The following is a 26,359-nucleotide window of genomic DNA, read 5'->3' on the forward strand; positions in this document are numbered from 1 at the left end:
ATACTCAAATACTCAAATACTCAAACTTAGGATTGCTCTATGAAAGTCATTGCTGTGTTGAATCAAAAAGGAGGCAGTGGCAAGACAACTATTGCCACTCAATTAGCTCGTGGCTTGCAGCTGCAAGGACATAGTGTATTGCTAGTAGATAGTGATCAGCAGGGCAGTGCACGGGATTGGCGAGCTGTAGATGAAGATAATCCAGTACCAGTGATAGGTCTCGATAGACCTACGCTTGATAAAGATCTAAAAAACGTCTCTGATAAAGAGTATGTGGTGATTGATGGTTCACCACAAGCAACTAGTTTGGCTTTATCTGCAATTAAGGCGGCTGATTTTGTATTAATTCCTGTACAGCCTAGCCCATACGATGTCTGGGCGACTAGCGATTTAGTAGACTTAGTAAAGCAGCGTATAGAGATGACTGACGGTAAACTAAAAGCAGCCTTTGTAGTGTCTAGGGCAATTCAGAATACTAATATTGGTAAGGATGTGGCTTCAGTTTTACTAGAGTACGGTCTACCTGTGTTAGATAGTAGAATTATGCAACGTGTAAGTTATCCAAATAGCGCAGCATTAGGCAAGACCGTGTTTGATACTGAGTCAGTGAATAGTAATGCGGTACAAGAAATGACAGCATTGGTTAATGAAATTAAAACATTCTTTGATAAGGAGTAAATGATGAGCTTAGCAGCAGGTCGTCCCAGCAAGAAGGTAAAAGATGAGTTATCTTTGTCAGACGTGACCGATAGTCCTCAAAAAACGGCACGAGTAAACTTTAACATTGACAAAGATAAGTATATTGCATTCAAAAAGTTTGCGCTTGATAACCGAAAGACAGTGACTGAGCTATTAACTGAAATGATTGAAGAAAAGTTGGTTGAGCGATAGGCATAAAAAATCCGATTTTTTATGCCTATAAAAAGGATATGTATAAAAAACTCAAAAAACTATACATATTATCGGATTTTAGGGCTGATTTTTGACAACTCCCATTCAGCCAGAATTTTTCATAGTGACAGACTAATAACGAGTATTGTTACCCTTGATTTGTTACTGTTAATCTATACGTAGTTGCGCTATCTATGCGCTATTTAGAAACTATCTTTTACTGCCTAACCTGTAGAAAGATTGTACTTCTTACAGGTTAGATTTGTTTTAGTCCGATATTTCTACAGGTTAGCTTTATAAATACCTGTTAAAACAACTGGCTAACTGAATTCAAACTTTAACTAATACTGCCCCTCAGAACATAGAGAACAAAAAAACATGGCTAAAACACCTGCAAATAAGAACGACACTATAAAAGACGGTCGCTTTGAAGAAGCCCTTTGGGATGCGGCCAACAAGCTACGAGGTAGCGTCGAATCCTCAGAATATAAGCACATCGTCCTTAGCCTGATTTTTTTAAAGTTCATCAGTGATACTTTTGAGCAGCAGCGCCAAAAGCTGATCGATACAGGCTATGAAAAGCATATCGATATGGTGCAAGCCTATACCAAAGACAACGTCTTCTATTTGCCGGAGGAGAGCCGTTGGAGCTTCATTCAGCAGAATGCCAAGCAAGAAGATATCGCCCTTAAAATCGACACAGCGCTCAGCACCATTGAGAAGACCAACCAATCATTGAAAGGCGCATTGCCTGATAACTACTTCTCGCGTCTTGGCTTAACTGCCAGTAAGCTTGCCGCCTTGATCGATGTGGTCAATAACATCGATACCATTGGCAATCCAGAAGAAGACACCGTTGGGCGCGTGTACGAGTATTTCTTGGGTAAGTTTGCCGCGACTGAAGGTAAAGGCGGTGGAGAGTTCTATACGCCTAAGTCTGTGGTCAATCTCATCGCAGAAATGGTTGAGCCGTATCAAGGAAAAATCTATGATCCGTGCTGCGGTTCAGGCGGTATGTTCGTCCAGTCCATCAAGTTCATCGAGAGTCACCACGGAAATACCAAAGACGTGTCTATCTATGGGCAAGAGTACACCAGCACGACCTACAAGCTCGCTAAGATGAACCTTGCCATTCGTGGTATCTCGAGCAACTTGGGTGATGTGGCAGCCGATACGTTCTTTAAAGATCAGCACGAAGACCTAAAAGCTGACTTCATTATGGCAAACCCGCCGTTTAACCAAAAGGATTGGCGCGCGCCCGATGAGCTGGTTGATGATCCACGCTGGGCAGGCTACCCGACACCGCCGACAGGCAATGCCAACTATGCATGGATATTGCACATGATATCCAAGCTCTCTGAGCATGGTACAGCAGGTTTTGTACTTGCCAATGGTTCAATGTCTACCACCACCAGTGGTGAAGGTGAGATACGCGAGCAAATCATCAAAAACGATCTGGTCGATTGTATGATTGCGCTACCGGGTCAGTTGTTTTATACCACGACCATTCCGGTGTGCTTATGGTTCATCAGTAAAGACAAAGCCGCCAAGTCCGTTGATAGCCAAGCACGTGGGCTGCGTAATCGTAGCGGTGAAACGCTATTTATTGATGCCCGTAATATCGGTGCGATGATTGACCGTACTCATAAAGAGTTTTCTACTGATGATATTGAGGCTATTGCTAAGACTTATCATGCATGGCGCGGTGAGAAGGAAGCAGGCGGTTATGAAGCGTACGAGGATGAGGCAGGTTACTGTAAATCAGCCAGTCTGGAAGATATCAAAGCCAATGATTATGTACTTACTCCGGGGCGTTATGTCGGTGCTGCTGCAATCGAAGATGATGGCATTCCGTTTGAGACTAAAATGCTGGAGCTAAGCCAAACGCTATATGCACAGATGCGAGAGTCTGAAAAGTTAGATGCAACTATTCGTCAGAACTTGGAGGTGTTGGGTTATGGCGAGTGATTGGGAAGTAGTTTCATTAGTAGAGCATTGTAAAAAAATTGGTAGTGGTGCAACGCCTAGGGGTGGGAGTAGCGTTTATCTCGAAGAAGGTGAAATCACACTAATAAGAAGCCAAAATGTTTATAACGAAGGTTTTAAAAGAGATGGTTTGGTCTTTATAACGGAAGAAGCTGCTGAAAAACTGAAAAACGTTATCGTGGAAGAAAATGATATTTTGCTAAATATTACTGGCGACTCGGTTGCTAGGGTTTGCATGGTCGACAATCAGGTCTTACCTGCCAGAGTTAATCAGCATGTTTCAATAATTAGACCTAAAGAAAGCTCGTTTAATCCTTTATATCTAAGGTATCAACTAGTATCACCGCAAGTACAACAATTACTATTAAATTATGCAAGTGCAGGTGCAACTCGACATGCTTTAACTAAAAGCATGATAGAAAATTTAGGTATTCCTAAACCAGATTTAGATACTCAAAACAATATTGCTCATATCCTTGGTTCTTTAGACGATAAAATCGAGCTAAACCGCCAAATGAACGAAACGCTAGAAGCGATGGCGCAGGCGTTGTTTAAGAGCTGGTTTGTTGATTTTGACCCTGTGATTGATAACGCGCGCGCAGCTGGTAAAGCTATTCCTGATGAGCTCTTTGAACGTGCCGAGCAACGTAAAGCTATCGATAAAACGGACAATTCAGATATTCAGGACTTATTCACTAATGAGTTTGAGTTTACTGAGGAAATGGGTTGGATTCCGAAGGGATGGAGGGTTAGAAATTTATCAGAAATGGTTTCTGTAATTATTGATCATCGCGGTAAAACTCCTAAAAAGCTTGGAGGGGATTGGGCAGAGAGTGGTTACCCTGCAATCTCAGCTAAAAACATCAAAGGCAATAAACTAGTTCGTCCAGATACTATCCGATTTGTAGATAAAGATATATATGATAAATGGATGAAAGTTCCACTGGAAGTGGGTGATGTAATCATGACATCAGAAGCACCTTTAGGAGAACTGTATTATTTGAACTCAAAGATTGATTATTTATTGAGTCAGCGACTCTATGCAATTAGAGCAGACAAAGTAAATTGCACAGGTTCATATTTATTTTATTGGTTTCAAACAGAATTTGGTTCAGCTGAGATTCAGAATAGAGCGACTGGGACCACCGTCTTTGGTATCAAACAATCAGAACTTCGCAAGGTTCTAGTTTTATGCCCACCATCTTCTGTTTTGGAAAAGTTCGATACGTATTCCCAAGGTTTATTAGGGAAGATGGATGCTAATGATCTATCTAGTACTGAATTAGCTAAACTCCGCGACACTCTTTTACCTAAGTTAATGTCAGGCGAGTTGCGTATTTCAGATGCTGAAGTGCTTGTAGAGGAAGTTCTATAGCTTTTGACAGTAAACGTTTATCCCAAAAATATAATCATTAATGGAGTTCAAGATGAAGAAGCTTTTACTTAGTTTGGCGCTTAGTTTAGGTGCTTTATCATTAACTCCTGCAATGGCTGCCGCTCCTGCTTTCTCTGCTACTCAAATGTCTCAGGTCAAAATCAAAGATTTAAGCTTTAAAGAAGTCATGCGTGAGTTTTATAGTGGTCGTATGGGCTATGCTTCTGTCAATGATGAGTATGTTGAGTCGATGCCAAATATTGGTTTAGACAGCGTTAACAGCGATGGAGAGAGAACGATCGCTTTAATGCATCCGGTACTACCTTATGAGAATGTAACAGGTGAGCCACGTTATTTGGTTATCATCGAAAAAGTTCAGGTTAAAGATGGCTCGCTTGTATCTTGTCATGCATGTCAGGCAACAGCTGATCTGTATAGCTTTAAAAAACTAGATAATGGACTATTTCAAATGGTCAGCAAAACGCCAGAAAATGTAGAGTTTTCTAGCGGTTGGGGAAGAGTGAGTCTCAATCAAACAAGTATTCAAGAAGGCTTACAGCCATTGGGAAAAAACCTAATAGGTAGTGTGTTTATGAATAACTATATGTCTTTCGGTACGATAAGTAGCTGGTGGGACGTACTGCATTTGCCTGAAAGTGACTTTATCAATTTATATACATTAGGTGACGCTGGTGCAGAAAATAGCGGTCATTATGAGGAAGGTTCACCTTTACATTATGATTATAAAGTTGCTTTTAAAGTGCTACCTGAAAACGCTACGTACTATCCTATTATGTTGACCTATGAAGGTGAAAAGCCTACTGAGGATTACGACCGTATCAACAGTGTCAATTACAGCAAGATTGTGAAGTTCAATCCGGTGAAAAAGGCTTATGAATAATCTAGCTTTGGCTTAGCCGTGGACTGGCATATTAGTTGTCGAGAAAGATAATACAGAATAATAAAAAGGACTTACCATTGAAATTCACCGAAGACAGACTTGAACAGGCCATTATCGAGCTACTAGCAGCCGAAGGCTATCCACATACAGTTGGTGAAGCGCTTAATCGTAATCCTGACGATGTGCTGATTAAGTCTGATCTTCGACAGTTTCTAGCGACCCGTTACCGCGATGACTCAATCACAGAATACGAGATTGAGTCTATCATTCATAAGCTCGAATACCTTCCTGCGTCGGATCTGTACGACACCAACAAAGCCATCATGAAGTTTGTCGCTGACGGTTTTTTTCTGAAGCGTGAGGACTATACCCAAAAAGACTTATACATCCAGCTGCTTGATTATGAGGCACTCGATAACAATCGCTTTCGTATCGTCAATCAGATGGAGATACAAGGCTTTGAGTTGCGTATTCCTGATGGCATTCTCTATATCAATGGCTTGCCACTGGTGGTGTTTGAATTTAAGAGTAGCATTCGTGAAGATGCTACTATGTTTGATGCCTACACCCAGCTGACCACTCGCTATAAACGCGATATTCCAGAGCTGTTTAAATACAATGCCCTATGCGTGATCAGTGACGGGGTCAACTCAAAGATGGGATCTTTCTTTGCCCCGTATGAATTCTACTACTCTTGGCGAAAAGTGACTGGCGATGAGAAGTTAGAGAAGGATGGTATCCATTCCTTACTAACCATGATTAGCGGATTATTTGATAAAGAACGTTTGGTTGATGTCATTCGAAATTTTATCTATGTGCCTGACAAATCAAGCAAGGAAGAAAAAATCGTTTGTCGCTATCCGCAGTATTATGCAGCCACCAAACTGTTTGACAATATTAAGCGCCATATGAAAGTGCTTGATGCAAGCGGCAAGTTTGATGAGAGCGATGCTTTACGAGATGGAAAGGGCGGTACGTACTTTGGCGCGACTGGCTGTGGTAAGAGCTTTACCATGCTGTTTCTAGCACGTCTGCTGATGCGCGATGTGGAGCTTGGTAGCCCAACCATCATCTTGATCACTGATCGTACCGACTTAGACGGTCAGCTGTCTGAAACCTTTACCAATGCTAAGACCTATATCGGCGATGACAATATCATCAGTGTCGAAAGTCGAGCGCATCTACGCGAACAGTTAAAAGGGCGCAGAAGTGGCGGTGTATTCTTGACCACCATCCATAAGTTCACCGAAGACTTAGCCCTACTCACCGAGCGTACCAACGTTATCTGTATCTCAGATGAAGCGCACCGCAGCCAAATTAATCTCCAGCAAAAGGTCACCGTCACCGAAGATGGCGTCAAAAAGACTTACGGCTTCGCTAAGTACCTGCATGATTCATTGCCCAATGCCACTTACGTTGGCTTCACAGGTACGCCGATTGATGCCACCCTTGATGTCTTCGGTCCAGTCATTGATAGCTATACCATGGTTGAGTCGGTATTTGATGAAATCACGGTGCGTATTGTCTATGAAGGTCGCGCTGCCAAGGTGCTACTCGATAGCAAGCAGCTTGACGAAGTAGAGAAATACTATCAAGAAAGTGCAGATGCTGGCACCAATGAGTATCAGATAGAGAAAAGCAAAAAAGCCATGGCGAGTATGTCCACCATACTTGGTGACCCTGACCGCATCCGTGCCATTGCTGAAGACTTTGTGACACATTATGAAGCGCGAGTAGAAGAGGGCACAACGCAAAAAGGTAAGGCGATGTTTGTCTGTAGCAGCCGGGAAGCTGCCTATCAGTTATATAAAGACATTATAGAGCTGCGTCCTGAATGGAACGAAGTAAAAGCATGTGAGGAAGGCTCAACCTTGTCAGAGAGTGATAAGAAAAATGTCATGCCCATGGAGCGCGTCAAGATGATCATGACTCGTAACAAGGATGATGAAAAAGGCATGTGGGACAATCTGGGTAATAAAGACTACCGCAAAGAGCTTGATCGTCAGTTTAAGAACGGCAAATCTAACTTTAAGATCGCCATCGTCGTCGACATGTGGCTCACAGGCTTTGACGTACCCTTTCTCGATACCATCTACATTGATAAACCCTTACAAAAGCACAGCCTGATTCAGACTATCTCACGGGTCAACCGTAAGTTTGAAGGCAAAGAAAGCGGGTTAGTCGTTGATTATATCGGCATCAAAAAGCAGATGAACCAAGCGCTCTCACATTACACCAGTGGTCAGGTTCAAAACCTAGACGATATTCAAAAGTCAGTCGTGGTGGTCAAAGACCATTTGGATCTACTAGATACCGTCTATCATAAGTTCGACTCTAGCCTATATTTTAACGGCACGCCATTAGAGCAGCTGAACTGCTTAAATGCGGCGGCTGACTTTGCGCTGCAATCTAAGAAGCTAGAGAAGCGTTTTATGGACTTGGCCAAGCGTCTGAAGTCTGCCTATGATATTTGTGTGGGTAGTGAAGCACTCACAAAGGCGCACAAAGATAAGATTCATTACTACCTAGCCATTCGTACCATTATCTTTAAAATCACTACTGGCGGTGCACCTGACGTTGAGCAGATGAACCAAAAGGTACGTGACCTGGTCAAAGACGCGCTGATGAGTGATGGCGTTGAAGAGATCTTTAAGCTGGGTGATAACACTGACGGTGAAATTGATATCTTCGATGAAGACTACTTAGCCAAGCTTGAAGTGATTAAGCAGCCCAACACCAAGCTAGAGCTACTACAGCAGCTACTCGCTAAAGCCATTGGTGAGCTTAAAAAGACCAACAAGGTGAAGGGCGTTGATTTCAGTAAGAAGATGAATGCTTTGGTTGAGAAGTATAACGACCGTGACGAACAAGACATACTGCGCGCTGAAGTCATTGGTGATTTCTCTGATGAGATCATCAAGCTGTATAACGAGCTACGGGTTGAGATGGCGTCGTTTGGTGAGATGGGTATCGACTTTGAAGAAAAAGCGTTTTATGACATTCTGCTATCATTGGCGCATAAGTACGATTTCACTTATCCAGAGGACAAGCTGATTGAGCTGTCTAAAGAAGTGAAAAAGCTCATCGATGAGAAGGCTAAATACACTGACTGGAACAAGCGTGATGACATCAAAGCTGAGCTACAGTTTGATTTGATGGTATTGCTCGATGAATGGGGCTATCCACCTGTAGATTCCAAAGAGGTCTACAAAGAGATATTTGAGCAGGCTGAGAACTTTAAGAGGCATCGGGTGGTTTAGTTATATTTACACGAATTTAGTATACTTTTATTTATCAAAATACACTAAGACCTTTCTATACGGATAGCGTTATGATCGAAAGTTTCCAAGTAAAAAATATTGCTACCTACAATGAGTCAGGCATTAGTTGTAATGATTTAGGTAAGATTAACTTTATATATGGAACCAATGGAAGTGGAAAAACCACTCTTTCTAATCTATTAAGAACTCGTTCTCCCAACTGTACAATAAGATGGTTGTCAGATAGACCCCTTGATATTCATGTTTATAATAAGGATTTTAAAGAGAAAAATATACTCAATAATGCCAGCTTGAACGGGGTGTTTACAATTGGTGAGGACGATATAGATAACGAAAAATTGATCTTAAAAAAACAAAATGAAGTTGAAGGTTTAGAAAAAGTAAGTTTCGGACTAGGAAAAAGCTTAGCAGATAAGAAAAAAGACTTACTAGATTTAAAGAAAGAGGTCGTTGATGCTGTCTGGTTTGATAGCGGAGAGTTGAGAAAAAATGCTTTAAAAAGCCCACTATCGGGATATCTTGGGAAGAAAGAGGATTTTTTTGCGAAAAGTTTGATCGAATTGGGTGGCACAGCAGCACTCCTAGATTTGAAGGAATTAGAAGAACAGTCAGAGACTCTTTATGGCAAGGCTCCTTCGTCTTTGCCAAAGATTATAAGCCCTTCATCAGGGCTAGATCAGGTAGAGAACAATGATATTTGGAAAGAGATCATTGTAGGAAAAGGTGACATTAACATATCAGCACTGATAGAAAGTTTGAATATCAGCTCTTGGGTACGTGAAGGATCGACCTATCTCCAAGATAATGTGGAAACATGTCCATTCTGTCAAAAGGACACAATAGACCATAATTTCAGAGAAGATATTCACAGTTATTTTGATAACAACTACACAATCAAAGAAAATCTATTAAAGTCTTTGCAAAATGCATATACCAGCTACTCAGATAAGTTGCTCAATTCATTCCAACAGATAGCCGACGCTCACAAAGTTAAAACCTCCTATGCTTTCGATTCGGTTTCGTTTGAACGGTTTATGGCTCAACTTAGAACTAAAATCCAATTAAATATAAACCTTATAGCTAGCAAGTTAGAGAAACCTAACAGGGTTATCGACATAGATGTCACTATGACTGAAATCGGGCAACTACAGAAAATTATTAATGAAGCAAATAGCCTGATTGATAAACAAAACGCATTGGTTTCAAGATTAGGTGCTTCAAAAGCAGAACTAGTAAGAAATTCTTGGCGATACATAGCTGAACTAAATAAGGATAATCTAAAGAAATATAATAGGGAGAGTAAAAATGCTAATAGTGCTATTAGGAGTATTAATGAGCGTCTAGCGACGACGGAAGCTAACATTAAGAAAATAAATAGAGAGATAGCACAACTATCTCAGAAAAAGACGAATACTAAAAAAACAATTGATGATATAAACAGCTCTTTGAGTTACTTCGGGTTTACGGGATTTTCTATAGTGGAAAGTCCAGATAGTAACAAACACTATCAATTAAAGAGAAATGATGGTTCTATTGCTAATGAAACGTTGAGTGAAGGTGAAGTTTCTTTTATAACTTTTCTTTATTTTTATCATCTTTGCAAAGGTGGATCGACAGAAAGTACGATAAATTCAAACCGAGTGATCGTTATTGATGACCCTATATCAAGCTTAGATAGTAACATCCTATTTGTTGTTAGTAGCTTAGTAAAAGATATCATTTACGATATAAACAATGATAGCAACCACAAGATAAAACAACTAATAGTCCTGACTCATAATGTATATTTTCATAAAGAAATTTCCTATACAAGTAACAAACTAAAAGCCAGCTGTAGAGCTAACTTCTGGAATCTTAGAAAAGTTGGAAATGTTACGAGCATAAAAAACTATTATAATAAAAACCCTATAAAAAGCTCTTATGAGCTTTTATGGCAAGAGTTAAGAGAAGATTCAACGTCTCAAACAACACTTCAAAATTCTATGCGACGTATCATTGAAAATTATTTCAAGATCCTTGGAGGGATTGAGGATAATGACATTTTGGCATGCTTCTCATGTACTCACGAGCAATTGATTTGTAGATCTCTTATATGTTGGGTTAATGATGGATCTCACTGTATACCAGACGACTTGTACGTTGATGACCAAAGCTCAACTATAGATGAATACAAACGCATATTTAAAGATATCTTCAAGCATACTAACCATCTTGCACATTATGAAATGATGGTAAGAGAAAAATGAATTTGAGTATTTGAGTATTTGAGTATCATTCCGTTTCTTTAGCTACAACAACTATCAGTTAACGCGAGCACTTAGCCGTAATTTGTATTTCAGAATAGCTATGCCCAAATTTTAGGAGACTAGCGATAATCTTACGCTTCCCGGTATCTTTCCTACGTCCTGAGTATTTACCCTCTGTCTTAACACGAGCAATACCTTGCATCTGACGGTTACGCCGATCTTTATAGTTCTTTCTAGCAATATCAACGAAAATATCAAGCACCATTGAGGTGATGGCTTGCAATACGCTAGTCATAAACTCAGTATTGTTTGCAGGCTACAAGGCCATATATGAAGTCGGCAGCTCTTTTGATACTGCCGCTAGCTTTTTCTCAGACAGGATTTTTTAAGATGTCCCAGTCATACTGATTTAAAAGTGCTAAGCGGTCTACCATTAGTCTATACCCAAAACATAAAACCTCTAAACGATAATCTATCTATCATTTGACTTATCTTAGCAATTAAACGATAGTAATATCCTGATATTATCAATGAACATTAATTATCAAGTCTAAGTAATAGAGGGGCGTTATGACCGTTCGTATTTATGTGAGAGCCAGCACTAAGGATCAAGACGCTACTAGAGCATTAGTAGATTTGGTTGCCTTCAGTAGCCGCTATGGTGATAGCTATGTTGATTACGTTGAGCACTTCAGTGGTACAAAGCTCGATAGACCAGTATTAGCTAAGTTGCTAAAGGACGCCGAGCAAGGCGATATTTTATTGGTTGAAAGCGTAGATAGATTAAGCAGACTATCTCAAGTTGATTTTTCGATTCTAAAGCAGCGTATCAAAGATAAGGGCTTACGATTGGTGGTGGCTGATCTACCAACCACACATACGATGAGTGACGGTATGACAGGTGAGATCCTAAAAGTGATTAACGATATGCTGATCGATTTATTAGCGACCATGGCAAAGCTTGATAATGACAAGCGTAGAGAGCGCATTAAACAAGGATTGGCCAACAGTGGCTATAAACCCACTGGTAAGAAAGCCAATACCGCAAAACACAATCGTATTAAAGAATTGGCCAGTCAAAACAATATGACAAAAGAAGAGATCGCTAAGGCGGTTGGTGTTGGCGTAGCTACTGTTTATCGTGTCTTAAAGCAGGTTAATAGTTGAGGTATTTTAAATATCGACCTATATTTTCTGTTTGTATTTTCAGACGCTAATGTTTGTAGGCAATTGATTCAACATGCTCTTTTGTCTTAATCTAAAGGTATCGCAATGTCATACGAAAATCGTTTTAATGCAATAATGCTTCATTATAATCATTATATTGCATTCATAATTGTTTTTGCGCAAAATGGCTTATCTATAATCGCTTGAGCCACTCATGATGAATACCCCTACCTCAGATCCTATTGGCGCAGCATGGCTTGTCCGCTATGCCAGTATTGAGCTGGTTTCCCCTTTATATGTCAGCAGCAGTATCGGTGGACGCAGACAAACCTATAAAGACGGTGACGTCATTCATAACGCTTATCAGGAAACCGCACGTCCACTGGACACTATCATTGCGCACTTACAGTTTCACATGCGTCATGAAGTACTGAATTTAGAGTTACTGGTTCGTCTATTTGAGCAGATAGGGGCAAATGACGTGCAAGCATGGGTAAACGCTGAGCCGACAGGCAGCTATGCCCGTAGAATGGCTTTCTTGTATGAGTGGCTCATGGATAAACATTTAGAGGTACCGAGTAATATAGGCGGTAACTATGTGGATGCTTTGGATACCAAGAAGTTGGTTACTTCAAGTCCTTCGCAGGTCATCAAGAACGCTCGCTGGCGTATCAATGACAATCTAGCAGGAACCCGTCATTTCTGTCCGATGCTGGTAAAAACAGAGGCCTTTACGCAAGCAGCTGCACTCGATATTGCCACAATGGTTGACAAACTTAACGATGAATTTGGGCAAGACTTACTGATGCGCGCCTCCGTATGGATGACCCTACGAGAGAGTAAAGCCAGCTTTACTATAGAAGGTGAGGGAAAAGAGTTAAAACGCATTGAACGTTTTGCCGATGTGATGGCACGGCGTACCGGCACCGGTGACATTCCGCTTGATCCTGAATCACTAGCAGAGTTGCAACAAGAGATACTCGGTAGCAAAACGGTTATCCAGCAGTATGGTGTCCGTCAATCACCAGTTTTTGTGTCGCATACTCAGGTCAATGGCTTTAAAGAAATTGTGCATTATATTGCTCCACCAGCTGATGACATTGCTGATAAGTTAGAAGGATTACAGGTATTTATGGAAAAGACTGAGGGACAATCAGCACTGATGCGTAGTGCGGTTGCCTCCTTTGCCTTTGTATATATTCATCCGCTGGCGGATGGCAATGGCCGTGTACATCGCTTTTTAATTAATGACGTCCTCAGGCGAGACCAGGTCATTCATGAGCCGATTATCCTACCTATATCACAAGCCATTGCCGAGCATCCCTCAGACCGGCATGCCTATGATAAGATTTTAGACCGTGTCTCTGTGCCGCTCATGAAGCAAATCCGTGATCATTACAGCTTTGATAAACAGGCAGTTACCTACCCTGATGGTATTCGCTCAAACTTAAATTTTGGAAATACTCACCTGATTCAACCTGCATGGCGCTTCATGGATCTAACGCCTCACGTTCAGTACTTATCAGGACTGATTGCTCATGTTATTGAAAAAGAGATGCACAACGAGTCACAGTACCTAAGAAAGCATGACCATGCACGACTGGCGATAAAAGAGATTGTTGAGATGCCCAACAGCTATGCCGATAGAATCATTCGCAGCATACTACAAAATAAGGGTGCTAAAAGTAATAAGCTACTGAAGGATTATCCGTTTTTGGCAAATGATGAGGTTTGGGACGATATTTTCTCTATCGTTGTAGAGACCTTTAAAGATGAAGCAGATGGTTTGAATAGTTAGACGAACCCTGCTATACGCAGGAAAGTCTGCCTTGATAATCAAGCTCAAGCTAGTCTCAATATTATCGTTCCAATGATGATTCGTTTGTAAAACGATTCGGCGAAAATACCGTAGCCTGAAAAGTAATCAATATTTTTCTTGACCCTATTCAAGCTAATAAACTACTAAAAATAGAATATGTTAAAGGAACTTTGATAACAGATTACTTTTGTTTGACAAGAATTATTACAGCTCCTAAAATTTGAGTATTTGAGTATTTGAGTATTTGAGTATTTGAGTATTTGAGTATTTGAGTATTTGAGTATTTGAGTATTTGAGTATTTGAGTATTTGAGTATTTGAGTATTTGAGTATTTGAGTATTTGAGTATTTGAGTATTTGAGTATTTGAGTATTTGTTTAGCTATAACAGCTATCAGCTGACGCGAACACTTAGCTGTAGCTTGTATTTCAGAATAGCTATGCCCAGATTTTAGGAGGCTAGCAATAATCTTACGCTTTTCGGTATCTTTCCTACGCCCTAAATATTTACCTTCTGTCTTAGCATGAGCAATACCTTGCACCTGACGGCTATGTCGATCTTTATAGTCCTTTCTAGCAATAGCAGCGAGCATATCAAGCATCATCGAATTAATGGACTGTAATACGCTGCTCATAAATTCAGTGCTGCTCTCAGATTGAGGCGTCATATATGAGGTCGGTAGCTCTTTTGATACTACCCCAGATTCTTTTCTAATAGCATTCTTTTGAGAGTATCCCAATCAGCTTGGTTTAAACGTGCTAAGCGGTCAATCTGCTCTACCAAAATTATATCGCCTTCATAGGCATCATCGATCACTTACATTAACTGTGGACGTATTAAAGTTGCGCCTGATTCGTTTTCGACATAGAAGGCGGCAATTTTGTGATCATGATCAGTAGCAAACTGTATAAGCTCGTTTTTGGTACGCTTGGCATCTTATTCTTTGGTAGACGCTCGTAGACACGCTCTGATAAACATAAACACGTACAATAGTCTGTTATAAGTAGTTCCATTACAGCAGTCTATTTTAAGTCGTCTATTAATCGGTTTTTGATGCCTTTTAGATGGTTCCCTTGGGGTATACCCTACGATAACAGGAAAGCCATCGCGAATGACAAAACCTGTTTAGCTTTTAAACAAGACGGGTTTGTCGATAGTATGTAAGATAAGTTCGAAAAGTAACTGGAGTGTGAGGCTATTCATACTTGGTCTGAATTAAAGTTTTATTGTGATTAATTTCTGCTCAATGTTATTCATTTGTCGCCATGATGAGTGATGGCGGCTTGTGATTTAGTTAGGAAAAATAATCTTGAGTAATAAGATACGTTTGTGGCATTTGTAGCAGAGCTTGTTCTAGGCTTCTTTACTTACATTTTCCTGCAAGTTCTTTTTTAGTAAATGATCGAATATAAATGGGCCAAAAGGTAAGAGTGAGCCGAGTACGCCCGCAGGTATTGCCCAAAGAGGCATTTTCATTTTGATAGCTGAGCCTATAAGTATTATGATATAGGTAATAAACAACATACCGTGTGCCATACCGATGTATTTCACACCTTCTGGAATGTCCATCATATATTTTAGTGGCATGGCGATGAAGAGCAATAATAAGAAAGAGGTGCCTTCTAGATAGCCTATAAGGGTAAGACTTTTTAACGCTGTCTCTTGTTTTTTTCTAAGGCTGTGAATTTTTTCAATAGTTGGCTGAGCCTGTGACACTGTATTTTCCTTTTGTTATGATCAATAAAGAATTTATGGATTATTCAATGTCTCTATAATAATGGCTCTACGCAGAGCTTTTAAGTATTGAGTTTTAAGACCTAAAATGAGTGAGTACCTATACCAGTCATACATTATCTTCCAGTTCACATTTTATAAACATACTCAAGTATAAAAAGTATGTTTCCGTATAGAGTGACTACGACGCTAGTTCATTTTGTTTGTGATAATCGGCATCAATGTGCTTATTTATTACGCTTACTTTCTAAAAATATCATGTCAATTATAATCAATGCGACACCGACACAGACACCTATATCTGCAACATTGAAAATAGGATAATTCCATACATCAGCATAATGCACATGGATAAAGTCAACCACTTTACCAATTCTTAAACGATCGATTAAGTTGCCAATCGCACCACCAAGCATTAAGGCCAACCCCATAGATAATAGCTTGGCTGCACGTGGCGCTTTGATTAAATAAACCGTTAAAAAGATAGCCATTACAAAAGCTAAGCCTGAGAAAAACCATTTCTGCCAACCGCCAGCGTCGGCTAAAAAGCTAAATGCTGCCCCATAGTTATAAGCGAGTGTCCAGTTGAGAAATGGTTCAATGACCGGTACGGGGTCATTGAACGCTAATGTGGTTTGGGCCAACCACTTAGTCCATTGATCAAGTATTAATACCATTATCGCCAACAAATACCAGATAAAAGCGCGACTGCCATTGGCAACCATTTTTGGCATTTTGTCCAACTTACCTTTAGGTGTTATTGAGTTGCCTGAAGTCACGTACATAGCTTTAGGCGTATGATTCATGGTTTTAGAGTCAATCGATTGATGAGTACTACTCACAGCTATAGGTACTTTATTGTCAGCAATATTAGTACTAGCCGATTCAACGCTATTCAATTTAGTACTATCTAATCTGTCGGTAGATTCAGTCATAGTTGTTTTCTTTATCTATGTTTATACAATGAACAATGTTAAACGTATATGTTTTTGGTATACAATTATTAATCGCGCCACTTTCATAAACGGCTCCACTTACCGCTCTGGTTTTATGAAACTTACGGTAATAATTTTTTATTAGGGAATCTGTTGATTGATTTCAACATTAACCTGAGTCTGTTCAACGCTAATCATTATAGGATTACCCGATAAGTCGCCTGATTCTGCTATGGCATTACCGCTATGACTAATACGAGCAACGACTGCTAACTGAGTTTTGTCACTACGAGCTGAATTTAACGTGCGATCTGGCATCATCGCATCAAGATTACTTAAGCGGATACTAGCCTCACCTTGCTTGATAATACTAATGGGTAAACGTTTGGCGGCAAACGGTGGACCTCCTTTAACGTCACGTATCGCAACAAACAACACATCATCAGCTTTCACTAACGGTAATAAATTAGCGTTAATTTTCACTGTCACGTCAATACCTTCTAGCGCTTGCTTTTCTTGCGTGCTAACGTAGTTGCTTAACTCATCTAAGCTTGCTAAAGCTTTAGTATGATCACCTGGTTTGGCCACAATGCTGCCTTGTAAGCGTTTAATCCAACCTTGCGCTTGGGCAAAGTTACTACTACGAGTCTCACCCATTGCCATGAGCATTTGAGCCCGTTCATGCTGCGGATTCTTAGCTAATATAGCTTGTAATAGACGGCGAATATTGGCGTCTAACTGACCTTCATTAACAAAAAAACTAGTCTGAGCATAAGTAGTAGCAATCTCCTCGTTATCAGGTGCTAAACGATAGGCACGCGATAAGGCTTCTAACGCAGAGTCAGTCGCCTCCATCGATAAGAAAAGTTCAGATAGGCGCATCCAGCGATTAGGATCATCAGCGTTACGATGGACGTTGGTCTGCATAGCGCTAATCAACTGACGACCGTTTTCAGTCGCCCACTTTGGTGGCTTATCAATCTTAGCCGTCAATAGGTCATCAGCCACTTGTCCTACTTTGTCCTCGCTTGTCCACAAATCAAACACGGGCGTACGATTGCCTATTAGTAAGTACGCCATTGCAGCCAATATTGGGATCCAAGCTGCGACAATTAAACGGCTTTTGACATCAGGGGTGACCATAGGTGTTATCTGACGCTGCGCATCTAATAGCTGACGCTCCAGTTCCAGCTTTTGATTTTGATAATGGCTATTATTAATAGTACCGCTGTCTTTATCTGTTTGTAGCTCAGCTAAACGTTCGCGAAATACTGCAACATTAATATCTAGCAGTTGATTGTCTATTGGTTTGGACTGCAAACGCGGTGCTCGTAGCCATGGCATAATAGCAATTAGCGCAAATATAAGAGCAATCAGCAAGCTTAGAGTTACAAATAAGCCAAAAGTAGAAAATAGAGTCATTTTTTGTCCTCTATGCTAGTAATATCGTGGTCGACATTCTCAGCTTGCGATAATAGACGATCAAGCTCAGCCTTTTCCGCAGAGGTCAAGGCAGCAGTACTGTTCACTGTAACGCCGTTTTGGCCACGGGCGACAACTTGGCGGCGTTTACTTTGCCAAAACCAACCAACAATTAAGACGAGCAATAATAGTGGTGGTAAAAACCATAGGATCCATGTCGATGGTCGCATAGGCGGCTTGTAGCTAATAAAGTCACCGTAGCGCTCTTGCATATAGGCGCGTATTTCAGCATCACTACGTCTATCTTTAATTAAATCATAGACTTTTTGCTTTAGATCCTGTGCAATCGGTGCATCAGAGGCTGCAAGGTTTTGATTTTGGCATTTTGGACAGCGAAACTCTTCTATTAATCCACGATACTGAGCTTCTTGCTGTGGTGAATCAAAATCGTATACGTCAATAGCTGCGTTTGCCGTCATGTTAAGCAGACACGCTAGTATTAAGCTTGCTAGTTTTAAAATTATATTGAGTTTTATTTGAGGAGCTCTTATTCGAGTAACGTTCATTTGCACATCTCCTCAACCTGAATGAGATCAGGACTATCGTTGTTCTTATTAGCCTCATTAAGTACGGTCAGGCACGGCTTAACACGCTGTTGCCAATTGGCTTCATTAATCTCACCAACAATATGCTGACGAATGATGCCATCTCCATCCACAACAAAGGTTTCGGGCGCACCAGTTATGCCTAAGTCTAGAGCAAACTGACCCAATGAATCCTGAATAGACATAGAAAATGGATCACCGCCTTGGTTTAAGTAACTGAGCGCATTACCAATCTCATCCTTATAATTCACACCAACGATATCAATGCCGCGCTCTTCTAGTTGCATTAAAAACGGATGCTCAATAATGCAAGTTGGGCACCACGAGCCCCAAACATTAAGTAAAAACGGCTTATCTGGCAAATTATTATTGGTGATAGTACGGGTAGTATCTGCTAATAACGGCAGCTCAAAGGCAGGAACCGGACGCTCAAGAGCGGTATTGGTCACAATGTCTGTTGGTTTACCTAAGCGCATGTACAATATAACTACCAAACCAAAAAAGAGGATAAGCGGAATTAAGAACCATAGCTTCATCTGCTTTTTTTTCATTGCCTTTGGGTTACGCTGCTTACTGTTTTGGCTATCTTTTTGCTCAGGAGTGTTATTCGACATAGTCATTTATTTCTCCTTTAGTGTCGACATCGTCGATGCTGAGATTGCCTGCTCAATAGCTACCTCATTGACTCCATCAGTAGCCAAACTACCAGTAACTAGCAACGGAGCTTTAACTTTTTTGATGCGGTATCGTTTATCAAGCATACTAATTAATCCACCTAGAGCCATGATAATTGCCCCTAACCAAATCCAGCGAATTAATGGTTTTACATAAATCCTTAATGCCCATTGGTTACTACCATCGGCAATAGGTTCGCCCAGTGCGACATAAACATCGCGCATAAGACTGGGGTCAATAGCGGCTTCAGTCGTTGGCATCGTGCTGATAATATAAGTACGCTTTTCTGGAGTCAGTTTCGCCACTTCACGACCGTCTTTGGATACCACGACTTGCGCTTGCGTTGCATCAAAGTTACTACCCTTTATTTCAAAAAATTCAGTTACTTCAAAATCGTAACCTTGAACATTGACTGTATCGCCAATACCCATTGCTACGTCACGCTCAATACTCAGGCTACTAGTAAAGGCTATGCCAATGACAGCAACCAATACGCCAATATGAGCAGTCTGTTGACCCCAATAGCTCAGACGCAACTGCCGCAAACCGTTAAAAAGATTAGGCGCATTCTTAGTTTTATCTTTAAAATCAACTGCCATCCATAGCAGTGCCCAAAAGCTAACGGCTAAAGTCACACCAATATTAAGCATAGACGATGGATTAACAAAGTAAGTAATAATGGCAGCTAATACTAAGCTACTAACGGCGATGACCATGCCTATACCCAGTAGTGGACGGGTGTCTTTTTTCCAGCGAATATTTGAGCCCATACCCATAGCTATTAATAACAGCCACGTTAAAGGTACAAATAATGCATTAAAATAAGGAGGGCCAACGGACACTTGTCCTAAACCAAAGGCATCAGCGATAATAGGGTAAAGGGTGCCGAGCAGCACCACTAAGGTTGCAATCAAAATGATGGCGTTGTTGATCACTAAAAAGGACTCACGTGAAATCAGCTGATATTGACTTTCAACGGTTAAACGCCAACCTCGAACGGCAAACATTAATAGACCACTACCGATGATAATGCCAAGAATAGCTAAGATAACCAAACCACGCGTCGGATCAGCGGCAAACGAATGCACTGAGGTAAGGACTCCAGAGCGTACCAGGAACGTGCCAAGCAAGCTTAAGGCAAAGGCGAAAATAGCCAGCATAATGGTCCATGCTTTAAACACCCCGCGCTTTTCAGTGACTGCTAATGAATGCAGCAATGCTAAGCCGACAAGCCAAGGCATAAACGAGGCATTCTCTACCGGATCCCAAAACCACCAACCGCCCCAGCCAAGCTCGTAGTAGGCCCACCACGAGCCCAGTGCAATACCAATGGTCAAAAACCCCCAAGCCGCGAGCGCCCATGGACGTGACCAGCGTGTCCAAGCAGCATCTAAACGCCCTTCCCACAATGCCGCCATACAAAATGCAAAAGGTACTACCATACCCACATAGCCCATATATAACATGGGCGGATGAATAATCAGACCGAAATCTTGTAGGACAGGATTTAAATCAGCGCCATCGACCGCTAGATTGGGTAAGGTACGCTCAAACGGTGACGAGGTAAATATCAGCATCGTTAGCATCATTAACTGTACACCGGCCAAAATAACTAATACCCGCGCACGCATTGATAACGGCAAGCCGCGACTAAAGTATGATACCAGTGCACACCATGTGGCCATGATGGTCATCCATAGCAGCAAAGAGCCCTCGTGTCCGCCCCATGTCGCCGATAACTTATAGTACCAAGGCAACAGCGTATTGGAATGCTGCGCGACGTAACTGAGGCTAAAATCATTATAATAAAAACCTGCTATCAAAGCGCCAAATGACGTTATCATGGCGGCAAACTGTGCCCAAGCTAAGCTAGGGGCTAGTCGTTGCCAAGCAACTTGGTTATGAATAACACCAATAGTTGGTAGAATTACCTGCAATAACGCCAATACAAAAGCGGTAAGCAAGGCAAAATAGCCCAATTCTGTAATCAACATACGGTCTAACCTTATTTACTCTAATGCGGTTGCAGTTTACTGTGGCGGTGGAATTTTTATTATTAGAACCCACCCCCGAAATCTGCTGCTATCTCTAGTTTTTAATTGATTTCGAAGGGTTTTATTTAACTACTTTAGGCGGATTTACCAGTGGAGGCGCTCCCTTAAAGCGCAGTAAACGTAACGCATTAAGAGTAACGAGCACTGTTGCTCCAGCATCAGCTAGAACCGCAATCCATAGTCCAGTAATGCCGAATACGGTCGTGATCAGAAAGACGCCTTTGAGACCCAAAGCGAAAATGACGTTCTGATGAATGTTGCGCATGGTGGCACGTGAAAGTGCGATGAGATGAGCCATATCCGTAACACGACTTTTTAATAATGCGATATCGGCCGTCTCAATGGCCACATCGGTACCACCACCCATCGCGATGCCAACATCGGCAGTTGCTAGCGCTGGCGCATCGTTAATACCATCACCAACCATCGCTATTTTGCGGTTGTTCTTCATCTCGTTAAGCAGGCGCAGTTTGTCCTCAGGCAACAGCTCAGCTTCCCATTCCACGTCTAAATTACTGGCAAGTGCTTGAGCGGTTAAGCGGTTGTCGCCTGTTAGCATGACGGAGCGCACACCCATCGCTTTGAGCTGAGCCACACCTTCATGAGCGTCGTCTCGTAATTCGTCTCTTAGCGCGATTAATCCAAGCACTTCACGGTTTTGCTCATCGAAAAGAACAGAGACGGTCTTACCCTCATTTTGCAGCGCCTCAATTTGCGCCTGTTGTGTGGATGAAATCAATGCCTCATCGGCTGCGTAAACAGGCGAACCGATAGCTAGCGCGCGCTCCGCGACAGTTGCGTGTACCGCTTTACCCGCAGTAGCAGAAGCTTTGGAAGCCACAGGTATAACAACTTTAGCGGCTTCAGCATGGCTGACAATGGCTTCAGCAAGTGGGTGACTAGAACCAGTCTCCACACTGGCAAAAAGTGCCAATATCTCATCTTGACCTTGAGAATTCTGACCTTGAATACTTGAGTCCTCTTGTGTAAAGGCAACAACATCGGTCACGCGTGGTTTGCCTTCAGTTAAAGTGCCTGTCTTGTCAAAAGCGACCGTCTTCACTTGGCCGATAGTTTCTAAAGCACTACCGCCTTTGATCAGCAAGCCACGGCGCGCACCAACAGCAAGACCAGAGGCGATGGCAGCGGGTGTTGATAGTACAAGAGCACAGGGACAGGCAATCAGCAACAGTGCTAGACCGCGATACAACCAAGTCGACCAATCTCCACCCATGGCTAACGGTGGAATGATAATAATTAGTGCGGCAATAGCCATCACTGCCGGTGTGTAATAGCGACTGAATTTCTCAATAAAACGGGCAGTGGGTGCTTTGGAGGCTTGGGCTTGCTCTACCAGCTCAATAATGCGCGAAATGGTGTTATCGGCGGCTGTCTTTTCTACGCGCACTTGGAGCACACCATCGATGTTAATTGACCCTGCAAATACATTGTCACCCATCGTCTTGGCAACAGGAACAGACTCTCCCGTCACGGGCGAATCATCAAGGCTGGACGCACCTTGAACAATGGAACCATCAGCAGATACCCTATCTCCAGGACGCACCAGCACAAGGTCATTCACTTGTAATGAAGTCGCTGGAACGTTACGCTGCCCACCTTGAGCATCAAGTAAAATTGCACTTTTCGGAACCAGCGATGATAAGGCTCTGATGCCAGCGCGAGCGCGATCAGCAGCGATACTCTCAAACAGTTCACCGATTGAGAACAAAAAGACAACTGCTGCGGCCTCTTCAGCTTCACCAATGATAAGTGCGCCAAGCACGGCGACGGACATCAGCGTTTCAATTGAAAAGAATGAACCTGTTTTAGCCAGTGCTAAGGCTTTGCGCGCAAATGGAAAAACGCCTACAATCACAGCGATGGCAAACACCCATATCCCATAAGCGGGCAACAGTAGTGACAGTGCATAAGCGCTGCCCATCAAAATACCGAGGCCAACAACCTGTTTGCCTTTTTGAGTTTGCCACCATTGCTTATCCTGCGGAGCCATCTGATTGTCGCTGTCAATATCAATAGCCGATACAGTTTGTTGACCAGTATTGGCAGAGATGCCGAACCCTAGGCTTTTGATTGTTTTTTCGATATCACTAGCCTGAGTCGGCGCACCAGGGGCTAAATTTAGCTCTAGCGTTTCTGTAGCGAAATTCAGCTGAACATCAGAAACCCCAGGCATACGTTTCAAAGCTGTTTCAATCTTGCCGATGCAACTGGCACAGTCCATACCTTCAATATGATATTTCATAATAATTTACCCTTTGAATAATGATATTATGAACCCTATAGTGGCTTTAGAGTCAAGGTTATTTATCTACAGTTTCGTAATTTTAATTTCTCTAGCGCTAGTCTTTACAGCCACTTTAATTATTTAAATCGTAGAGGTTGTTATGACAATCAAAATTGGTGAGCTCGCTAAACGCACAGGTGCCACAGTAGAAACCATTCGCTATTATGAAAAAGAGCGTTTATTACCCGAGCCTTTTCGTAGCGAAGGGAATTATCGTTTATATAATGAAGAGCACATTGAGCGTCTACAATTTATCCTACATTGCCGTACGCTCGATATGGCTTTAGATGATGTGCGAATCTTACTTGAATACTGGGAGTCGCCTGACAAGGACTGCGGCGCTGTGAATAACTTGCTAGATGAGCACATTCATGCTGTGGAAATACGAATGGAAGAACTGATGCACTTAAAGCATCACTTGACCGTTTTGCGCCAGAAATGTGCAAGTAGTGCACCAGCGTCATCATGTGGCATTTTAAACGCGCTTGTCGATAACTCCTGTCATGAGTAATGATATCAGTAGTGTTCATTTCTGACGGATCAAATCATGAAAGGTTAAATACGCCCTGATGTTAAGCACAAAAAAACCCAGCAATGATATTAAGATCACTACTGGGTTGGAGGAAATAACAACTATGTTGTGCTGACTTAGAAAGTCTTATTTATCATTCATAGCAAGGTAGATATTACGATCTGATGCGGATGCGTCATCCACGTATTTTGAATCGCGCCATGTCGTATAAGCATAGACACCACTGTATGGGCTGATGCTGTTCTGACGGAAATCAGAAATCCAATTTTCGCCATCAAATATTTGGATATGGCCATGCGGGCGCTTTGATGAGCGATCATAGACAATAACATCACCTACTTGGGTTGGCATATCATTACTGATTTTGCTAAAACCTGCTTTATCAAGCGTGCCACGAGTGGCGTACTGATAGGCTGAAGGATTGGGTGTAAATTCATAACCAGCTGATTGTAGTGCTTTACGTACGTAACGGGCACAATATCCAGAGCTGCCAGATAAAGCCACTTTTGAGGCGCGAGCAGCAGCGATAGCGGGGGCTGAATTGCTGTCAGGAACCTTATTGACTTGCTGCTGTTGTTTTTCAGCGTATAAGCGGCTGTTTAATGATGAAAGCTGATTCTCTTTTTGCTTGGCCTGCGCACTTAGGTTGCTAATTGCTTGACTAATTTCATCATTATTAGAAACATAAGCACCACTTTTGGTGCTATAGATGTTTTTTGATGAACCGTAGTTTGATGCCACAGAAGTATTGGTGATGGTATTATTTGTTTGAGAGATTGTGATAGCAGCACCACTCGTTTGTGCTATGCCCATACCCAGTACTGACAAAATCAATAAAGCCTGTTTCATAAATCTAATACCTACGGTTAATTCAAAATCGTCTGTTATCAACAACAGCGCAGTCAATTAAATCTCAATAACTCAAGTATATATATGTCATAGTGACTGATACTTCTGCTGCATATTATTCATATAAAAAATGATTATTGGCGATCACAGCTCATTGAAGTCTTACGAAGCTGTTACAAATCAAGCTGCTGACCAAAACACAAAGCCGACTTTAGCATAGGCTGTTTAGCCTGTCATCCCCCTTAAAAACCCCAAAAATACTTTTTTGATGTCGAAAAAATTGCTAATATCCCACATTTTACAATGTAAGTTTGTGTAACATGTACAGAATATAGCTGACTAGATTGACCACAATTTCTACTGTTTTATAAGCAAAAAAACGTCTGAGGGTTAAATCTATAATTTAGATTTAACCCTCAGACGTTTTTCTATTGGATGAAGTAATTACCCTATATAGGGTCTAACTAATTATTAAGATAATATAATAATTTATAATATTAATATAGATGTTAATTCCCTACTGGCTTATGTAATATTACGTAATTGTTTCGATACATCCTGTATATTCTTGTATTAACCCTTAGTTATTTATCTATTTTAAGGGTTAATAACCGATAAATCCGCTTACATTGTCATCAAAAGTTACAAATTCAAAGTTATTTTTAATTTTAAAGTCGCAATAGCTAATGAATTTTTTGATGAAGAATCATTTTATAAGCAATAGAACAGTCTTATACTTGCTTCATTCGCTTTTAACGCTAACACTATAATCAAAGTATTCTTAACTGCTAACACACTATAATTGCTGCTCTACCGATTCAATATCAGCATAAACTTGGGTCGTCCCGTCTTTATTGAGTTGCATAACCTGATAGGGCATGAATTTATTTTGATACTCCATACCCGGGCTACCAACAGGCATGCCAGGTACGGCAAGACCCATAGCTTGTACTGGCGGATTTTCTAAAAACTGCGCCATATATTTAGCGGGTACATGACCTTCAAAGACGTAACCATCAGTAGTGACTACAGTATGGCAAGAACGCATTTCATTTGGAACGCTGTAGCGCTCTTTAAATACGGCTAAGTCCGCAACATCTTGCGCGGTTGCACTTAGACCATTATCTTCTGCATGACTTATCCATTCTTTACAGCAGCCGCAATTGGCATCTTTATAGACAGTGGCTGAGACGTTTTTTAGTAGGTCTGGTTTACTTACTGATGTCATCATAGGAGTATTTATAACGTTTGGTTCAGCTGTCTTCGGAACAGTCACTACATCTTCAGTTGATGCCGATGTTGTGCTTGCATCAGATACGCCACTACTCGGTTGGCTACAAGCAAATAGTGATGAGGCGGCAAGTAATACTAACGTACTACGCAACCCCTTAGACAGATAACGATTGAATATAAGACTGGATTTTATTTTTAAGGGGGTCATAGTGCTCTCTCATGTACTGTAGATATTGTGAGCTATAGAAGGTCAAGTAACACTTCATATCGTTTGGTAATGTAGCATAATAACCCATCAAACGGAGTACGTAAATTTATCCATTGAGCAGTGCGGACTGGTATCATAAGCA

General features: G+C 41.4%; 21 protein-coding genes. 10 read left to right on the forward strand and 11 right to left on the reverse strand.

From position 1 onward, the window contains the following. The first annotated feature begins 39 nt into the window (after window positions 1-39). From parA to AC5JPT_RS13400, 7 genes are all read left to right on the forward strand, one after another. Entirely contained in the window at window positions 40-678 is a 639-nt protein-coding gene (gene parA, locus AC5JPT_RS13370) for a ParA family partition ATPase (protein ID WP_057758778.1), read from the forward strand. After that, entirely contained in the window at window positions 679-891 is a 213-nt protein-coding gene (locus tag AC5JPT_RS13375; RefSeq protein ID WP_156410677.1) for a hypothetical protein, read from the forward strand. It begins immediately after the preceding gene. Between the two features lie 378 nt (window positions 892-1,269). Then, the gene (locus AC5JPT_RS13380) at window positions 1,270-2,859 is read left to right on the forward strand and encodes a class I SAM-dependent DNA methyltransferase (protein WP_446443282.1); all 1,590 of its coding nucleotides are present in this window, start codon (window positions 1,270-1,272) and stop codon (window positions 2,857-2,859) included. Continuing rightward, window positions 2,849-4,252, forward strand: coding sequence for a restriction endonuclease subunit S (locus tag AC5JPT_RS13385; protein WP_493858485.1), 1,404 nt, complete (start codon window positions 2,849-2,851; stop codon window positions 4,250-4,252). Before AC5JPT_RS13380 ends, AC5JPT_RS13385 begins: the two co-directional genes overlap by 11 nt. Window positions 4,253-4,304: 52 nt before the next feature. Further along, window positions 4,305-5,153 carry a hypothetical protein gene (locus tag AC5JPT_RS13390; RefSeq protein WP_446443280.1) on the forward strand — a complete coding sequence of 283 codons (849 nt, stop codon included), beginning with the start codon at window positions 4,305-4,307 and terminating at the stop codon, window positions 5,151-5,153. Window positions 5,154-5,230: 77 nt separating this feature from the next. After that, complete coding sequence (locus AC5JPT_RS13395; RefSeq protein WP_493858486.1) at window positions 5,231-8,413, forward strand: type I restriction endonuclease subunit R; 3,183 nt, start codon at window positions 5,231-5,233, stop codon at window positions 8,411-8,413. A 71-nt stretch (window positions 8,414-8,484) separates the two neighbouring features. Beyond that, a complete protein-coding gene (locus tag AC5JPT_RS13400; protein ID WP_057758768.1) occupies window positions 8,485-10,680 on the forward strand; it encodes an AAA family ATPase in 2,196 nt (731 codons plus the stop codon). Between the two features lie 58 nt (window positions 10,681-10,738). On the opposite strand, the gene AC5JPT_RS13405 is transcribed toward AC5JPT_RS13400, so the two are convergent. After that, window positions 10,739-10,975: a recombinase family protein gene (locus tag AC5JPT_RS13405; protein WP_057758766.1), complete on the reverse strand. Its 237-nt coding sequence runs from the start codon at window positions 10,973-10,975 to the stop codon at window positions 10,739-10,741. A 275-nt stretch (window positions 10,976-11,250) separates the two neighbouring features. On the opposite strand from AC5JPT_RS13405, the gene AC5JPT_RS13410 reads away from it, so the two are divergent. Together AC5JPT_RS13410 and AC5JPT_RS13415 are read left to right on the forward strand one after the other, a co-directional pair. Next, window positions 11,251-11,847 (forward strand): recombinase family protein, encoded by a 597-nt coding sequence (locus tag AC5JPT_RS13410; RefSeq protein ID WP_057758764.1) that lies wholly within the window; start codon window positions 11,251-11,253, stop codon window positions 11,845-11,847. A gap of 214 nt (window positions 11,848-12,061) precedes the next feature. Beyond that, window positions 12,062-13,645 carry a Fic family protein gene (locus AC5JPT_RS13415; RefSeq protein ID WP_493858487.1) on the forward strand — a complete coding sequence of 528 codons (1,584 nt, stop codon included), beginning with the start codon at window positions 12,062-12,064 and terminating at the stop codon, window positions 13,643-13,645. Between the two features lie 234 nt (window positions 13,646-13,879). On the opposite strand, the gene AC5JPT_RS13420 is transcribed toward AC5JPT_RS13415, so the two are convergent. The 8 genes from AC5JPT_RS13420 to AC5JPT_RS13455 all read right to left on the reverse strand — a co-directional run bounded on the left by AC5JPT_RS13420 (window position 13,880) and on the right by AC5JPT_RS13455 (window position 23,353). After that, on the reverse strand, window positions 13,880-14,257 hold the full coding sequence (locus tag AC5JPT_RS13420) for a hypothetical protein (RefSeq protein ID WP_493858488.1): 378 nt from the start codon (window positions 14,255-14,257) through the stop codon (window positions 13,880-13,882). A gap of 761 nt (window positions 14,258-15,018) precedes the next feature. Then, a complete protein-coding gene (locus AC5JPT_RS13425; protein WP_131603940.1) occupies window positions 15,019-15,351 on the reverse strand; it encodes a DUF3817 domain-containing protein in 333 nt (110 codons plus the stop codon). Between the two features lie 275 nt (window positions 15,352-15,626). After that, window positions 15,627-16,334, reverse strand: coding sequence for a signal peptidase II (lspA, locus tag AC5JPT_RS13430; RefSeq protein WP_114701927.1), 708 nt, complete (start codon window positions 16,332-16,334; stop codon window positions 15,627-15,629). Between the two features lie 141 nt (window positions 16,335-16,475). Then, the gene (gene ccmI / locus AC5JPT_RS13435) at window positions 16,476-17,756 is read right to left on the reverse strand and encodes a c-type cytochrome biogenesis protein CcmI (protein ID WP_493858489.1); all 1,281 of its coding nucleotides are present in this window, start codon (window positions 17,754-17,756) and stop codon (window positions 16,476-16,478) included. Beyond that, the gene (locus AC5JPT_RS13440) at window positions 17,753-18,235 is read right to left on the reverse strand and encodes a cytochrome c-type biogenesis protein (RefSeq protein ID WP_493858490.1); all 483 of its coding nucleotides are present in this window, start codon (window positions 18,233-18,235) and stop codon (window positions 17,753-17,755) included. Before AC5JPT_RS13440 ends, ccmI begins: the two co-directional genes overlap by 4 nt. Window positions 18,236-18,318: 83 nt before the next feature. Then, on the reverse strand, window positions 18,319-18,912 hold the full coding sequence (locus AC5JPT_RS13445) for a DsbE family thiol:disulfide interchange protein (protein WP_193004894.1): 594 nt from the start codon (window positions 18,910-18,912) through the stop codon (window positions 18,319-18,321). A gap of 69 nt (window positions 18,913-18,981) precedes the next feature. Next, window positions 18,982-21,030, reverse strand: coding sequence for a heme lyase CcmF/NrfE family subunit (locus AC5JPT_RS13450; RefSeq protein ID WP_114701930.1), 2,049 nt, complete (start codon window positions 21,028-21,030; stop codon window positions 18,982-18,984). Window positions 21,031-21,151: 121 nt separating this feature from the next. Continuing rightward, window positions 21,152-23,353 carry a heavy metal translocating P-type ATPase gene (locus AC5JPT_RS13455; protein ID WP_102083145.1) on the reverse strand — a complete coding sequence of 734 codons (2,202 nt, stop codon included), beginning with the start codon at window positions 23,351-23,353 and terminating at the stop codon, window positions 21,152-21,154. 142 nt (window positions 23,354-23,495) lie between these two features. Between AC5JPT_RS13455 and cadR the strand changes: the two genes are divergently transcribed. Next, window positions 23,496-23,906 carry a Cd(II)/Pb(II)-responsive transcriptional regulator gene (cadR, locus tag AC5JPT_RS13460; RefSeq protein ID WP_493854040.1) on the forward strand — a complete coding sequence of 137 codons (411 nt, stop codon included), beginning with the start codon at window positions 23,496-23,498 and terminating at the stop codon, window positions 23,904-23,906. Between the two features lie 147 nt (window positions 23,907-24,053). Here cadR and AC5JPT_RS13465 read toward each other — a convergent pair whose 3' ends face one another. Both AC5JPT_RS13465 and AC5JPT_RS13470 read right to left on the reverse strand, forming a co-directional pair. After that, a complete protein-coding gene (locus AC5JPT_RS13465; RefSeq protein ID WP_057758750.1) occupies window positions 24,054-24,776 on the reverse strand; it encodes a CHAP domain-containing protein in 723 nt (240 codons plus the stop codon). Window positions 24,777-25,572: 796 nt separating this feature from the next. Continuing rightward, window positions 25,573-26,217: a DUF411 domain-containing protein gene (locus AC5JPT_RS13470; RefSeq protein WP_082787298.1), complete on the reverse strand. Its 645-nt coding sequence runs from the start codon at window positions 26,215-26,217 to the stop codon at window positions 25,573-25,575. Window positions 26,218-26,359 lie beyond the last annotated feature (142 nt).

This window comes from Psychrobacter sp. H26, from assembly GCF_059073035.1.

What these genes read in the sequence shown, in the direction of transcription:
- parA (WP_057758778.1), top strand. Translation starts at nt 40, where the DNA reads ATGAAAGTCATTGCTGTGTTGAATCAAAAAGGAGGCAGTGGCAAGACA.
- AC5JPT_RS13375 (WP_156410677.1), top strand. Translation starts at nt 679, where the DNA reads ATGATGAGCTTAGCAGCAGGTCGTCCCAGCAAGAAGGTAAAAGATGAG.
- AC5JPT_RS13380 (WP_446443282.1), top strand. Translation starts at nt 1,270, where the DNA reads ATGGCTAAAACACCTGCAAATAAGAACGACACTATAAAAGACGGTCGC.
- AC5JPT_RS13385 (WP_493858485.1), top strand. Translation starts at nt 2,849, where the DNA reads ATGGCGAGTGATTGGGAAGTAGTTTCATTAGTAGAGCATTGTAAAAAA.
- AC5JPT_RS13390 (WP_446443280.1), top strand. Translation starts at nt 4,305, where the DNA reads ATGAAGAAGCTTTTACTTAGTTTGGCGCTTAGTTTAGGTGCTTTATCA.
- AC5JPT_RS13400 (WP_057758768.1), top strand. Translation starts at nt 8,485, where the DNA reads ATGATCGAAAGTTTCCAAGTAAAAAATATTGCTACCTACAATGAGTCA.
- AC5JPT_RS13405 (WP_057758766.1), bottom strand. Translation starts at nt 10,975, where the DNA reads ATGACTAGCGTATTGCAAGCCATCACCTCAATGGTGCTTGATATTTTC.
- AC5JPT_RS13410 (WP_057758764.1), top strand. Translation starts at nt 11,251, where the DNA reads ATGACCGTTCGTATTTATGTGAGAGCCAGCACTAAGGATCAAGACGCT.
- AC5JPT_RS13415 (WP_493858487.1), top strand. Translation starts at nt 12,062, where the DNA reads ATGATGAATACCCCTACCTCAGATCCTATTGGCGCAGCATGGCTTGTC.
- AC5JPT_RS13420 (WP_493858488.1), bottom strand. Translation starts at nt 14,257, where the DNA reads ATGCTCGCTGCTATTGCTAGAAAGGACTATAAAGATCGACATAGCCGT.
- lspA (WP_114701927.1), bottom strand. Translation starts at nt 16,334, where the DNA reads ATGACTGAATCTACCGACAGATTAGATAGTACTAAATTGAATAGCGTT.
- ccmI (WP_493858489.1), bottom strand. Translation starts at nt 17,756, where the DNA reads ATGACTCTATTTTCTACTTTTGGCTTATTTGTAACTCTAAGCTTGCTG.
- AC5JPT_RS13440 (WP_493858490.1), bottom strand. Translation starts at nt 18,235, where the DNA reads ATGACGGCAAACGCAGCTATTGACGTATACGATTTTGATTCACCACAG.
- AC5JPT_RS13445 (WP_193004894.1), bottom strand. Translation starts at nt 18,912, where the DNA reads ATGAAAAAAAAGCAGATGAAGCTATGGTTCTTAATTCCGCTTATCCTC.
- AC5JPT_RS13450 (WP_114701930.1), bottom strand. Translation starts at nt 21,030, where the DNA reads ATGTTGATTACAGAATTGGGCTATTTTGCCTTGCTTACCGCTTTTGTA.
- AC5JPT_RS13455 (WP_102083145.1), bottom strand. Translation starts at nt 23,353, where the DNA reads ATGAAATATCATATTGAAGGTATGGACTGTGCCAGTTGCATCGGCAAG.
- cadR (WP_493854040.1), top strand. Translation starts at nt 23,496, where the DNA reads ATGACAATCAAAATTGGTGAGCTCGCTAAACGCACAGGTGCCACAGTA.
- AC5JPT_RS13465 (WP_057758750.1), bottom strand. Translation starts at nt 24,776, where the DNA reads ATGAAACAGGCTTTATTGATTTTGTCAGTACTGGGTATGGGCATAGCA.
- AC5JPT_RS13470 (WP_082787298.1), bottom strand. Translation starts at nt 26,217, where the DNA reads ATGACCCCCTTAAAAATAAAATCCAGTCTTATATTCAATCGTTATCTG.